Origin of the sequence: Kaistella palustris DSM 21579, from assembly GCF_000422265.1 — a bacterium.
GTDB classification, from domain to species: Bacteria; Bacteroidota; Bacteroidia; order Flavobacteriales; family Weeksellaceae; genus Kaistella; species Kaistella palustris.
The window spans coordinates 59905-73735 of sequence record NZ_KE383812.1 but is presented as its reverse complement, the minus strand read 5'-3'; the positions used below and the strand labels follow the sequence as shown (position 1 = coordinate 73735).

General features: G+C 42.5%; 11 protein-coding genes. 6 read left to right on the top strand and 5 right to left on the bottom strand.

All coding sequences use genetic code 11. From position 1 onward, the window contains the following. Position 1 precedes the first annotated feature (1 nt). From H562_RS0110375 to H562_RS0110360, 4 genes are all read right to left on the bottom strand, one after another. A complete protein-coding gene (locus H562_RS0110375; protein WP_027377448.1) occupies positions 2–1282 on the bottom strand; it encodes a hemolysin family protein in 1281 nt (426 codons plus the stop codon). 49 nt (positions 1283–1331) lie between these two features. Beyond that, a complete protein-coding gene (locus H562_RS0110370) occupies positions 1332–2189 on the bottom strand; it encodes an alpha/beta hydrolase (RefSeq protein WP_027377447.1) in 858 nt (285 codons plus the stop codon). 67 nt (positions 2190–2256) lie between these two features. Beyond that, positions 2257–3219 carry a glycosyltransferase family 2 protein gene (locus H562_RS0110365; protein WP_027377446.1) on the bottom strand — a complete coding sequence of 321 codons (963 nt, stop codon included), beginning with the start codon at positions 3217–3219 and terminating at the stop codon, positions 2257–2259. A gap of 27 nt (positions 3220–3246) precedes the next feature. Further along, the gene (locus H562_RS0110360) at positions 3247–4122 is read right to left on the bottom strand and encodes a lysophospholipid acyltransferase family protein (RefSeq protein ID WP_027377445.1); all 876 of its coding nucleotides are present in this window, start codon (positions 4120–4122) and stop codon (positions 3247–3249) included. Positions 4123–4208: 86 nt separating this feature from the next. Between H562_RS0110360 and H562_RS0110355 the strand changes: the two genes are divergently transcribed. Further along, positions 4209–4793, top strand: coding sequence for a thioredoxin family protein (locus H562_RS0110355; protein WP_027377444.1), 585 nt, complete (start codon positions 4209–4211; stop codon positions 4791–4793). 28 nt (positions 4794–4821) lie between these two features. On the opposite strand, the gene H562_RS0110350 is transcribed toward H562_RS0110355, so the two are convergent. Further along, the gene (locus tag H562_RS0110350; protein ID WP_027377443.1) at positions 4822–6183 is read right to left on the bottom strand and encodes an aldehyde dehydrogenase; all 1362 of its coding nucleotides are present in this window, start codon (positions 6181–6183) and stop codon (positions 4822–4824) included. A gap of 56 nt (positions 6184–6239) precedes the next feature. On the opposite strand from H562_RS0110350, the gene H562_RS0110345 reads away from it, so the two are divergent. From H562_RS0110345 to H562_RS0110325, 5 genes are all read left to right on the top strand, one after another. Further along, positions 6240–7046, top strand: coding sequence for an SDR family oxidoreductase (locus H562_RS0110345; RefSeq protein WP_027377442.1), 807 nt, complete (start codon positions 6240–6242; stop codon positions 7044–7046). Between the two features lie 59 nt (positions 7047–7105). Next, on the top strand, positions 7106–8533 hold the full coding sequence (gene purB / locus H562_RS0110340; RefSeq protein ID WP_027377441.1) for an adenylosuccinate lyase: 1428 nt from the start codon (positions 7106–7108) through the stop codon (positions 8531–8533). Between the two features lie 112 nt (positions 8534–8645). Then, positions 8646–12338, top strand: a complete 3693-nt coding sequence (locus H562_RS0110335; protein WP_034691079.1) for a phosphoribosylformylglycinamidine synthase — start codon at positions 8646–8648, stop codon at positions 12336–12338. 164 nt (positions 12339–12502) lie between these two features. Beyond that, positions 12503–13108, top strand: coding sequence for a SatD family protein (locus H562_RS0110330; protein WP_027377439.1), 606 nt, complete (start codon positions 12503–12505; stop codon positions 13106–13108). Further along, positions 13109–13810 (top strand): DUF3307 domain-containing protein, encoded by a 702-nt coding sequence (locus tag H562_RS0110325; RefSeq protein ID WP_027377438.1) that lies wholly within the window; start codon positions 13109–13111, stop codon positions 13808–13810. The last annotated feature ends 21 nt before the right edge of the window (positions 13811–13831 follow it).

Genomic DNA, 13831 nt, shown 5'->3' with positions numbered 1-13831 from the left:
GTTAGGACGCGTTGCGGGTTATCAGGATCTTATCTACGCGCTGCCGGTCCTTATCGATGATTTCCAGCTGCAGTCCTGCTACATTCACTTTGTCGCCAACATTGGTAGAACCGCTGCGCTGGCTGAGGAAAAAGCCTACAAGTGTAGTATAATTATCCTTGTTTTCAAACTCATATTCCAGGTCAAAATATTTAATGAATTCCACGATAGGCAACTGCGCATCGGCGAGCCAGGAATTTTCGCTGCGCTGAGTAATGCGGTAGTCAAAATTCTCATCTGTCACGGTATCGCCCACCAGCGCATCTAAAACATCGTGCAGCGTCACCATACCTACCGTATTTCCGTATTCATCGATCACAATTCCATAATGGTTTTGCTCTTTGCGGAAGATTTCTAAAACTTTATAGGCGTAGTAATTTTCATTCAGATAAACCGGCTGCCGTAAATGATCTCTCAGCTTAAATGAAGATCGATCTTTGATTGGAAAAAGGTCTTTCATCAGTACGATTCCCACGATATTATCCAGGCTGTGGCCTTCCGTGACAGGATAGGCGTTATGTTTCTGTGTGTCGATCTTCTGAAGTATCTGGTCAAGGTCATCATCGACATTAAAAAAATACATGGCATTGCGGTGGGTCAGCAGCGTGTTTACTTTTCGGTCACCAAGTTCGAAAACGCGCTCTACAATAGTATGTTCAATCTGAGCAATCTGCCCTTCCATGGCACTTTCGCGAACGATTGATTTTATTTCCTCTTCGGTTACGATGGTATCTGAGGTGCTTTTAATGCCAAAAAGTTTCAGTAGCAAATTATTTGAAGTGGTAAGCAGCCAGACAAAGGGCGAGGTGATTTTAGACAGAATATGCATCGGCTTTGCAAGCATGGTAATAATGCGCTCCGGAAAAGTCATTGCGATTCGCTTGGGCAAAAGTTCCCCAAGCAGGATCGAAAGATAGGTGATGAAAACCACCACTCCGATCGTAGCCAGGGTTTTGGAATAGGGTTGGAGAAAAGAAAAATGGTCAAGGAAACCCCTGAAATTATGGGTTAGATTTTCGCCGGAATACACCCCGAGTAAAATCCCGATAAGCGTGATGCCGATCTGCACGGTCGACAGGAATTTTGTGGGATTTTCCGAGAGTTCCAAGGCTTTCTTTGCGCCGGCACTTCCTTTCTTCTGAGAATTTTCGAGCTTAAATTTTCGGGACGAAACGAGGGACATTTCCGACATGGCAAAAACTCCATTGAGCAGAACGAGTAAAATGATTATAAGAAGTTCCATTGAAATGTTTAGGTCTTACAAAGGTAATTTTTTTGACTTTAGCACCGTTTCATTTGCGGTGAGAATAACCAAGGCTTGTGGTTTCCGCATCTATAAAGACCTTCCTCTCGTTGAAAATTTCTTCCATCACGCGGTGATATTCCTCGAACTGATGAATATTAATGTGGCCGGCTCTTAAAATTACGTAAAGGCGTGTCAATTCTGGATTGATTTCAGACAGGTCGACCGCCGTATTGATCGGAACCAGATTATCGTCGCTGCCGTGAATTATTTTAATGGGACATCGCACATCCTTCAGATACTGAAAAGTCGGGATGTTGTACCGCAGAAAGGGTTTTGCGGGCATAAAAGGCAGATAGCGGTGAATAGTTCGCAGCAGCGAATAAAGCGGCGAGGTCAAAATAAGCATTCGTGGATTGTTTTTCGCAGCCAGTCTTGCGGCAAAACCCGAACCCAGCGAGCGGCCGTAAACCACGATTTTATTTTCGGGAAATTCCTCTTTTACAATATTGTAAATAAACTGTGAATCGCGTTTCATCGCTTCGACAGTCCGCTTTCCGGTACTTTTCCCGAAACCCCGGTAGTCCATCATTACCACTTCATAACCCAACCTCGTAAAGTCGACGGCAAATTTGCCCCAGCCTTTAATACTTTTGGTATTGCCTTTTAAATAAATCACCACGCCTTTGGGTTCCGCCACCTGAAAATGCAGATAGTTGATCTTCGCGCCAGGTTCTGTTTCCACAGTTTTTTCCTCTGCCATCAGATGGTCGTACGCAAATTTAAAATCCGGCGAAAGTTTTTCGGGCTGAAAGAAAAATTTGTGCTGAAAGAAATAGATAAGGAGACCTATGATCAGTATCACCACCACGATAATTGTCACGATAAAGTAGATATCTATTTTCATACAGTTGTATAAATGTAGATATATTTGCTATAAATATTTAATTAAATGCGGTTATTTTTAACGGGAACTACAGAAAGCTTTTGAAAACCAACCATTTTTCCTGATAGTATTGCTGGACCTGCGACTTACCACGCCGCTGAAGTGTGCCGGGAATTTGCCCGTACCAGGAGCCGTGAGCGCGAAGAACAGCTGTAAAATGGGAAAAGCCATATTTAAAACCTAAATAAACTGCAGCAAAACTGTCGAGAACAAGCCGAAGTGGAATAAGCCAGAAAAGCGTTTCGAATGGTAGGTTTTTCAGCAGCATCGAAAGGTTGTTCCGCATATTAAGAAAAGTTTTTTGCGGACTTTGTTTGTTCAGTGTGCCGCCACCAACGTGATACACCGCGGATCTGGAAGTGTAAAAAATCTGTCTGCCGGTATTCTTTAAACGCCAGCACAGATCGATTTCTTCCTGATGTGCAAAAAACCGCTCGTCAAAACCGTTTTGATTTCGAAAATCCTGCGACCGGATAAAAAAGCAGCAACCAGACGCCCAGAAAATTTCGCGCACGTCGTCATATTGACCGTTATCCTTTTCAATGTTTTCGAAAATTCTTCCGCGGCAGTACGGAAATCCGAGATTATCGAGATATCCACCCGCGCCACCGGCAAACTCGAAAAAGTTTCTTCGGTTGTAATCCAGAATTTTTGGTTGAACTGCCGCAACATTAGGATTTTCGGCAAACAGCGCCAGGATCGGCTGCAACCAGTTTTCAGTTACTTCCACATCGGAGTTCAAAAGACAGAAAATATTCGCACCGATCTTTTGCAGTCCATGGTTGTAACCGCCCGCAAAACCAAAGTTGACTTCATTAATAATAATATGTACGGCAGGAAAATTCGCTTGCAAAAAAGAAACTGAATCATCGGTCGACGCATTATCGATCACATACACGGCGTGTTCACCCGAATGCTGAAGCACATTGGGCAGAAATTTCTGCAACCAGTTCTTACCGTTCCAGTTTAATATGACAATCGCTAAATCCAATTTAATAACCGTAATTAATTGATAAAGTTATTCGCCCATCACTTTTATGGAATCCTGATATTTCCAGCGGCGGTGTGACCAGAGATAATTGTCGGGTCTTTTGTTAATGGTGTTCTCCAGAAGCTTGTGGAATTTGCGAACCACTTCGTACTCCGTAAATTTTTCGCCATCAGGATAAATACGGTGATAGTTGATCTGGTAGTAACCACGTTTCACCTTCTTCATCTCACAGAAAACAAATGCCATATCAATTCTTGTCGAAAGTTTATCGTAGCCCACGAATGCCGGCGTTTTCTGATTCAGAAAAGTAAGGCCGTAGGTCACTTCGGAAAAATGCGGCGTCTGATCGGCCACAAACATATAAACTGAATCGCCATCGTTGGGATTACGGAAGATGTGGCGAATGACTTCTTTGGCTTCTATGGCGTGATTTCCGAAGCGGTTTCGGATGCTCTTTATTTTTTCTTCCCAAAAACTGCTTTGCACTTTTCTGTACACCGGGAAACAGTTCTTTTGCGGAATAATTGTAGCAAGCGCCGTATACCATTCCCAGTTGAAAATATGTCCAGCCAGTAAGATCACATTTTTATTCTCAGCCTTTGCTTCATGGAAAATATCCTGATTCAGATGTTGTACACGAACCCGCAATTCTGTGGAGGAAATGGTAAATGAACGGAAGGTTTCTACCATATAGTCGCAGAAATTAACATAAAATTTTTTCTCGATTTTTTTAATCTCTGTTGCAGATTTTTTGGGGAAAGAATTCTGCAGATTGGCCAGAACCACTTTGCGCCTGTAACCTACAAGATAATATATGATGAAGAAAATCATGTCCGACAAAACATACAAGATCCGAAGCGGAAGTTGCGAAAAAAGCAGAATGATTTTAAATAGAAACTTCATATTTACAGTTTGCAAATTTAGCGATAATAAACTTTAGCAATCGCTCTATTTTCGTTAATTTGCAACTCATATTAAACAGAAAAGAAATGATAAAGCCATATTTAAGAACATCGCTGCTTTCCTGTCTGCTGGTCGCAGGGATTGCCTGTTCCCAAAAAGCAGAAAAGGCAGATACTGCAGCAACGGATTCATCAAATATTGTAAAAACCGACAGCGCCGCAATTCTGGCCGCTAAGAAAAAAGCCGCTGCCGCAGAACTCGCTAAACTGCCAAAACCTTACAATGATAAGGAAAATGCGGAAGAAAGAATTGCCCAACTTGTGCTGCAGGCGAAGGCCGAAAACAAAAACGTGATGATCCAGGCTGGGGGCAACTGGTGTATTTGGTGTTTAAGGTTCAACAATTATGTGCAGACTACACCGGAGCTAAAGGAAGTTGTTGATAAAAACTACGTGTATTACCACTTAAATTATTCGCCGGAAAATAAAAATGAAAAAGTTTTTGCCAAGTACGGTAATCCCGGAGAAAAATTTGGCTATCCCGTTTTTCTGGTTTTAGATCAGTCCGGAAAGCTCATTCATACGCAGGACAGCGCAGTTCTGGAAGAAGGTAAAGGATACAGTTTAGAAAAAGTGAAAGCATTCTTCACCAAGTGGGGACCGAAGTCATAATAAAAGCGGGAATTTTTTCCCGCTTTTTTTACATCAATTTTTTGATCCAGCTCAGTTTCTTCTCCGTATAAGGCGGATATTTGAGATCCGGTTCGCCCCACGTTGCCCGGTCAAGAATAGATTTCCGGTGCGAAAATGCTTCAAAACCATATTTGCCGTGATAGTTTCCAATTCCTGAATTTCCCACACCGCCAAAAGGAAGATAATCGTTACTCAGATGCATCACCACGTCGTTGATACAGCCGCCACCAAACGAAATTTTCGAAATAAAGTGTTCTTTTTCTTCTGAATTTCCTGTAAACAAATATGCAGACAGCGGTTTCTCATGTTCGCTGATCTGATGTAAAGCTTCATTAAAATTATCAAAAGTTAAAACCGGCAGAATCGGACCGAAAATTTCTTCCTGCATCACTGCGTCATTCCAGGTTACATCTTTCAAAATAGTTGGCTGTATGAAGCGTGTCGCAGCGTCAGTTTTTCCACCGAAAAACACCTTTTCCGGATCGATCATTCTTGCAAGCCGCACATAATTTCTGTCATTAATGATTTTGGTATAATGCTCGGAATCTGCTTCGTACCGGAATTTTTCTATGTACATTTTTAAAGAATCCAGGAAACTGTCCTTAACCTTAGCATCGACCAAAATATAATCGGGCGCTACGCAGGTTTGGCCGGCATTTAAATATTTTCCCCAAACGATCCGTTTCGCGGCAACGTCAAAATTCGCAGTCGAAGTAACGATCGCGGGGCTTTTGCCGCCCAGTTCCAGCGTTACCGGAGTCAAATGCTTGGCTGCAGCTTCGTAAATTATTTTTCCGATTTTCGGACTTCCGGTAAAAAAGATTTTATCAAATTTCAATTTCAAAATTTCTGTAGTTTCTTCCACACCGCCTTCTGCCACAAAAAGATATTCTTTCGGAAAATTTTCATTAATGATTTTTGCCATTGCCCGCATCGTGTTCGCGGCGATTTCACTTGGTTTAAGAATACATGTATTTCCGGCGGCCAGTGCGGCAACAACAGGCGAAAGCGACAGTTGGTACGGGTAATTCCAGGCGCCGATCACCAAAGCATTGCCCAGCGGTTCAGGGTATATTTTGCTCGAACCGAACTGGTTGGCCAGATTGGTCCGGACTTTTTTGGGTTTTGTTAATGATTTCAGATTTTTCAGAAAATAATCGATGTCTTTCAGCACAAAAGATATTTCTGTGGTGTAAGTATCGAATTTTGATTTGCCGAAATCGCTGTAAATCGCCTCATACAGAAGTTCTTCATTTTGAAGAATCGTCTTCTTGAGTTTTTCCAGATAGATTTTCCGAAAGCTGACACTTTTCGTTTTCTGGCTGCCGAAAAATTCACGCTGGCTCACTAATATCTCTTGAAAATTCATCATCTTTATAAATTAATTAGTTCAAATTTACCTTAAAAAAATAACATCTTTACTTCATGAATTTTAAAGATAAAACTGTACTTATCACCGGTGCCGGCTCAGGAATCGGTAAAATCATGGCAAGAAAATCACTGGAAAGGGGTTGTGCTAATCTGGTCCTTTGGGATATCAATGAAATCAGCCTTGCCACTGCTCAACAGGAATTCGCGACAGTTGGCGGCCGGATCTTCACCTTTAAAGTGGATGTAAGTAATCTCGATGAAGTTAAGATGCAGGCACAGCGCGTCCGCACCGAGGTTGAAGCCGTAGATATTCTCATTAATAATGCCGGCATTGTCGTGGGTAAATATTTTCATGAGCACACGCATGATGAAATTCATAAAAGCATGGCCATCAATTCCGAAGCTTTAATGCACATTACGCTGGAGTTCCTTCCCGGCATGATCGCGCAGAATTCCGGCGCCATTTGTAATATCGCTTCATCCGCAGGTCTCATCGCAAATCCGAAAATGTCTGTGTACGCAGGTTCAAAATGGGCGGTTGTTGGCTGGGGCGACAGTTTGCGTCTGGAAATGCAGCAACTGAAGAAAAATATCTCCGTGAGTACAATTATGCCTTTCTTCATAAATACCGGAATGTTCGATGGCGTGAAATCGAAGATCCTGCCAATTCTGGAACCTGAAAAGACTTCAGAAAAGATTATGACCGCCATCGAAAACGAAAGCAAACTGCTCGCAATGCCGATGCCATATTGGTTTATACGGTTGTCTCAGGGAATTCTGCCGGTATCGGCATTCGATTGGGTGATGCAACATGTTTTTGGAATTTATGACACCATGAAAGATTTTCGGGGACGGAAATAAGTTTTAGGGTTCGATAATTTTATATAAATTTGTGCAGCTTTAAACGTAAAAAAGAAAGAATGAATTCTTACAAAAATCCGCTGGAAGAACGCTATTCGAGTCCTGAAATGCTCTATAATTTCTCGCCGAATAACAAATTCCGCAACTGGCGGAAATTGTGGATCGCCCTGGCAGAGATCGAAAAGGATCTGGGACTGGATATTTCGCAAGAGCAGATTGCCGATCTGAAAAATAACGCCGAAGAAATAGATTACGAAAAAGCCGCTGCCTATGAAAAGAAATTCCGGCACGATGTTATGGCACATGTTCATACGTATGGCGATGCCGCACCTTTGGCAAAAGGAATTATTCACCTTGGCGCCACTTCGGCTTTTGTAGGCGACAATACAGATCTTATCCAGATGCGCGATGGACTGTTAATTCTTAAGAAGCAACTTATTAATGTCATAAAAAATCTGTCGGATTTTGCTTTAGAGTATAAAGATTTGCCTACATTGGGCTTTACGCATTATCAGCCCGCGCAGTTAACGACCGTTGGAAAGCGCGCCACGCTCTGGCTGCAGTCTTTACTTCTGGATTTTGAGGAGCTTGAGTTTTTTCTGGATACGCTTCGTTTTCGCGGTGTAAAAGGAACTACAGGTACAGCAGCAAGTTTTTTGGAACTTTTTGGTGGCGATTATTCCAAAGTAAAACATCTGGATAAAGAACTTTCCCAACGTTTTGGTTTCGAAAAAGTCTTTGGCGTTTCCGGTCAGACCTACGACCGTAAAATCGATGCAAAGGTAGTTGCCTTACTCTCCAACATCGCGCAGTCTGCACATAAGTTTACAAATGACCTTCGTCTTCTTCAGAATCTGAAAGAAATTGAGGAACCTTTTGAAAAAAATCAGATCGGTTCATCGGCGATGGCCTACAAAAGAAATCCCATGCGCTCCGAAAGGATTGGCGCCTTGGCAAAGTTTGTAATGTCGCTTTCGACGAGTTCTGCAATGGTCGCGTCTACCCAGTGGTTTGAGCGGACCTTAGATGATTCTGCAAACAAAAGGCTTGTGATTCCGCAGGCTTTTCTGGCTGTAGATGCCATACTTTTGATATGGAATAATATTTTAAATGGCATCGTAGTGTACGAAAACAGGATCCGCAAACATATTATGGAAGAACTTCCCTTTATGGCGACGGAATATATCATTATGGAAGAGGTGAAAGCCGGCGGTGACCGTCAGGAAATTCACGAAACCATCCGCGTTCATTCCATGGAGGCTTCTAAAAAAGTAAAGGAGGAAGGAATGGAAAATGATTTGCTCGAAAGAATTTTAAGCGATGATTCCCTGAAACTTGATAAATCTAAATTAATGGAGGTTCTGGACCCAAATAACTTTATTGGTTTTGCACCGGTTCAGACCGCGGAGTTTATAGAGAACGAAGTCCAGCCGCTTCTGGATAAGTATTCGGACATGATCGGGCTCAACGCCGACCTTAAAGTATAACAGTAAAGCAGCCTTTTTGGCTGCATTTTTTTTGATATAATTCCGCGTTTTAATACACGCTTTTTAAACTTTAATAATCATCTAAAGCTCCTGAGAGCACTATCTTATATATATGTCCAGTAAAAGAATCTTCGTAGAAAAAAAAGGAATTTTCGATGTGGAAAGTCCTGCAGTTTTTGACGAAATTAAAAACGTTGTTCACGGTATTAAAAACGTGAAAGTGTATAATATCTATGATATTTTTGGCATTGATGACGAAGAGTTTGCAAAGACTGTCCACAATGTTTTTGTTGATCCGGTGGCGGATATTTTACATGACGAAATTCCCGCACGGCATCTGTACTTCGCAACGGAATACCTGCCCGGACAATATGATCAGCGTGCAGACTCCGCGCAGCAATGCATAAGTTTACTTACAGGGAATGAAAAAAGTAAGGTGCGCACCGGCAAGCTCATTGATCTGAGTGGCGTTTCCGCCGGTGATTTGGGAAGTTTAAAAAGCCTGCTCATCAATAAAGTGGAGTCGCAGGAAAAGGACCTTTCCACACTTAGTTTCCCCGAGGAAGAAATACCTACCGAAGTTATTGTTCACAAAGGTTTTAAAGATTTTTCAGATGAGGAACTCAGCCGTTTTTATACGGAACATGGTTTTGCTTTAGATCTGGATGATTTAAGATTTATCCAGAGTTATTTCCGCTCAGAAGACAGGGATCCTTCAGAAACCGAGCTGCGCGTTCTGGATACATACTGGAGCGATCATTGCCGGCATACAACATTTGAGACAGAACTTACTGATATTCAGTTTAATGATTCCTTCAAGCAAACTCTGGAAAATATTTTTAATGATTATCTGGAGAAGAGAAAGTTTCTGGCGCGCGAAGAAAAGCCTGTGTCGCTTATGGATCTTGCCACGGTTTGCGCCCGGTATTTCCATAAAACAGGAAAACTCGAGAACCTTGTGGTTTCCGAAGAGATCAACGCCTGTACCATAGAAATTGAGGCAGAGTTCGATGGAAAAAAAGAACCTTGGTATTTACTGTTCAAAAATGAAACGCACAATCACCCGACCGAGATTGAGCCATTTGGTGGTGCTTCAACCTGCCTTGGCGGTGCGATCCGCGATCCTTTGTCGGGCCGCGCTTTTGTGTATCAGGCCATGCGGCTTTCAGGTGCTGCCGATGTTTTGGAGCCGGTTTCTGATACAATTGCCGGGAAACTTCCCCAACGGACAATTACGAAACAGGCCGCAAACGGATATTCCTCCTATGGAAATCAGATCGGTCTGGCTACAACGCTTGTAAACGAAATTTATCACGAAGGTTACCGGGCAAAACGTATGGAAGTCGGCTTCGTGGTCGGCGCTGTAAAAAAAGATTGGGTGCGCAGAGAAAAACCTGTCCCGGGTGACATTGTAATCGTTTTAGGAGGCGCAACGGGAAAAGATGGAGTTGGCGGCGCCACAGGAAGTTCCAAAGAGCAGGACGAAAGCTCCATCCACACTTTATCCACCGAAGTGCAGAAAGGCAATGCGGTAGAAGAACGGAAAATCCAGCGGCTCTTCCGAAATCCTGCTGTCACCGGGTTAATAAAAAAATCCAATGATTTTGGTGCTGGCGGAGTTTCGGTCGCAATTGGTGAGATCGCCGATTCGCTGGAAATAAACCTTGATATTCTGCCTTTAAAATATGAGGGGCTAAACGGCACCGAACTCGCTATTTCCGAATCACAGGAAAGAATGGCCGTGGTTATTGCTGCGGCGGACAAGGAAAAATTCCTGCAGTATTGCATTAAAGAAAACATTAAGGCCGTAGAAGTGGCGCAGGTTACAGATTCCGGAAGAATGCAGATGTTCTGGCAGGGAAATAAGATCGTGGATCTGAGCCGTAATTTCCTTGATACAAACGGTTGCGCAAAAAAGCAGAACGTAGAAATTTCTCATTTAAAACCGATCCAGGTGGAGCAAATAGCTTTCACTGAAGATAATTTGCTGGATATATTAGCCCGCAAAAATGTGGCTTCACAAAAGGGCTTAGGGGAAATGTTCGATGCTTCCGTGGGTGGAACTACCGTTGCCATGCCGTACGGTGGGAAATACCAACTTACCCAAATGGAAGGCAGCGTGCAGACACTACCTGTCTTAAATGCTGAAAATGTGGAAACGGTTTCGCTGGCAAGCTGGGGTTTTGATGCGGAAAGATCAGCGCAGAATTCCCTGATTGGCGCAGCAGAAGCTGTGGTGGAAAGTGTAGCAAAAATCGTTGCCATGGGCGGCGACTATAAAAATATCAGGCTCAGCTTTCAGGAATATTTTGAAAAATTGGGAACACAGCCCGATAAGTGGGGTAAACCGCTGGCCTCACTGCTTGGAGCGTATAACGCACAGATGAATTTTGGTCTGGCAGCGATAGGTGGCAAAGATTCTATGAGTGGCAGTTTCCAGGATATCCACGTGCCGCCAACGCTTATTTCTTTTGCCTGTGCCAATGGAAAAAAAGAACATATAATTTCACCCGAATTCAAAAAAGCCGGAAATAAACTTTATTTATTTCAGCATGGTTCTGCCGAAAATGGCATGCCGGATTATGAAAAACTAAAACAGGTCTTTGATTTTATTCACGAAAATATTAAATCAAAAAATATAGTTTCTGTGAAAACGGTTAAGGATGGTGGAGTAGCTGTGGCTTTGGCTAAAATGAGTTTTGGAAATGGGCTGGGTGCAGAAATTACAGCAGCTGAGGATTTACTTCTTACTAAAAATATCGGCAGTTTTATCATCGAATCTGATGGAGAACTGAATAGCAATTTACTTCAAGCAATAGGAGAGGTTTCGAATCAGGAATATTTGAAAATCAATAGTTTGAATTTAAGTATCTCGAAATTGATTCAGGTGTGGACCGGCAGGTTTGAAGAAATTTTCCCGACCAGGGAAAAAGAAAAAATTGTGCTCGAAATCCGCCCTGATCTCAATTCGACACAATCCCGAAATATTCGCGGCCGCAAACATTCCTTCGCAAAACCTAAAGTTTTTGTGCCCGTTTTTCCAGGTACGAACTGCGAATATGAAACCCAGAATGCCTTCAGAAAAGAAGGTGCAGAGGTCACCAGTTTGCCTTTGATCAATCTCAATCACGGTTTGCTTAATGAAAGTTTAGATGCCTGGATTTCAGAAATCGAACAGGCTCAGATCCTGGTTTTTTCCGGAGGTTTTTCTGCCGGTGATGAGCCGGATGGTTCCGCAAAATTTATTGTGAATGTGCTGAAAAATGACAGGATGAGAAACGCGGTTCATGATCTGCTGCAGCGCGATGGTTTAATCCTCGGCATCTGCAACGGTTTTCAGGCTTTGGTTAAATCTGGACTTTTGCCTTATGGTGAAATTCGCGATCTCACGGCAGACTCACCGACCTTGGCGCATAACGCGATCGGGCGACATATTTCTCAAATGGTTGATGTGAAAGTCGTCAGTGATGACTCACCATGGTTAAAGGGAATGAGGGATCAGGTGTTCACTATTCCGCTTTCACATGGCGAAGGCCGGTTTATGGCTTCGGAAAAGGTAATTCAGAATTTATTCGAGCACGGGCAGATCGCTACGCAGTATATTGATTTTGAGGGAAAAGTGGCGCACGGAATGCCGTTCAATCCGAATAATTCGCTCTTCGGCATTGAGGGAATTAGCGATGAAAGCGGAAAAATTTTCGGCAGAATGGGCCATCCTGAACGTTTTGCAGAGGGTTTGCTGAAAAACATTCCCGGAGCAAATTATCATAATATTTTCAGGAACGGCGTGGAGTATTTCCGTTAAAGGCTCTTTAAATTATAATAATCTATATAAGGCGATTCGCTTATAATGAATATTTATTCGCTTTGTAAATGCGAGTTTTATAAGTCCAATCGCTAATAATGGAATAATATAAGCAGTTTAGTCTATATTTGAGTTTTATAAGTATTAATGCTTATATTTGTGTTATGATAGCAATAATTACCGGCGACATTATAAATTCCCAAAATACCGACTCGGAACTTTGGATGCCAAAGCTGAAAGAAGTTTTAGGAACATTTTCGACGGCTCCCGCCAACTGGGAAGTTTACCGGGGCGACGAATTTCAGCTGAAATGTGGTGTTGATGAAGTTTTTCAGCGCGCATTGATATTAAAGTCGCTCATCAAAACGTTTGAAAATTTAGATGTACGAATAGCGGTCGGAATCGGCAATGAAGTTTTCTCCTCCGAAAAAATTACAGAATCAAATGGTTCAGCCTACGTGAATTCCGGCAGACTACTCAATACGATCAAGAACGAAGGCAGGACACTGGCTATAAAAACCGATAACGAAAAAGTAAACCGGGACCTGAATATTCTGTTTAAATGGGCGTCGATCGACTTCAACAGCTGGACGGTGGCGACCGCAGAAATTATTCACAGGCTTCTTACAAAGCCAGACCTCACACAGGATGAACTGGCCAAAGATTTCAACATCAGCCAGTCATCAGTCAGCCAAAGGATGAAGCGCGCAAATTATGAACTTCTTCAGGAAACCGACCTGTTCTTCAGAAAAAAAATTGCAGAACTGTAAATGATTTTTACCAACCTCATACTGGCACATTTACTCGGAGATTTCCTTCTTCAGCCTACGTCATGGGTTTTGGCCAAAGAAAAGAAAAAAAGCGCAAGCATTTATCTTTACCTCCATGTGCTGGTTCACACGCTGCTCACCTTTATTTTTTTATGGGATCTGAATTTATGGTGGATCGCTCTAATAATCGGTGTAACACATTTTTTAATCGATGCCGCAAAACTTCATTTTCAAACGGCCAAAACCAAAAGGAATTGGTTCTTTATCGATCAGCTTCTGCATCTCCTGGTTATTGCAGGAATTTCCGTATTTTATTTTCCCTATTTTACGTGGAGCGACGTGTTGAATCAGGAACATTTAAAAATATTTACAGCACTCATATTTCTCACCGTACCTTCGTCTATTTTCATAAAGACATTAATTTCTCTCTGGACTCCGGTGATTGTGGAACACAGTAAAATTCAGACAGAATCCCTGGTGAATGCAGGCAAATACATCGGTATTCTGGAAAGACTGCTGGTTTTTGTTTTCATACTCGTAAACCATTGGGAAGGTGTGGGCTTCATGATCGCCGCGAAATCAGTTTTCCGGTTTAGCGACCTGGCCGAAGCCAAACAGAGAAAACTCACAGAATATGTGCTCATAGGAACTTTGTTGAGTTTCGGAATCGCAGTGCTGACCGGCATTTTTGTGAAAATTTAATTAAAAACGTAGAACCATCAA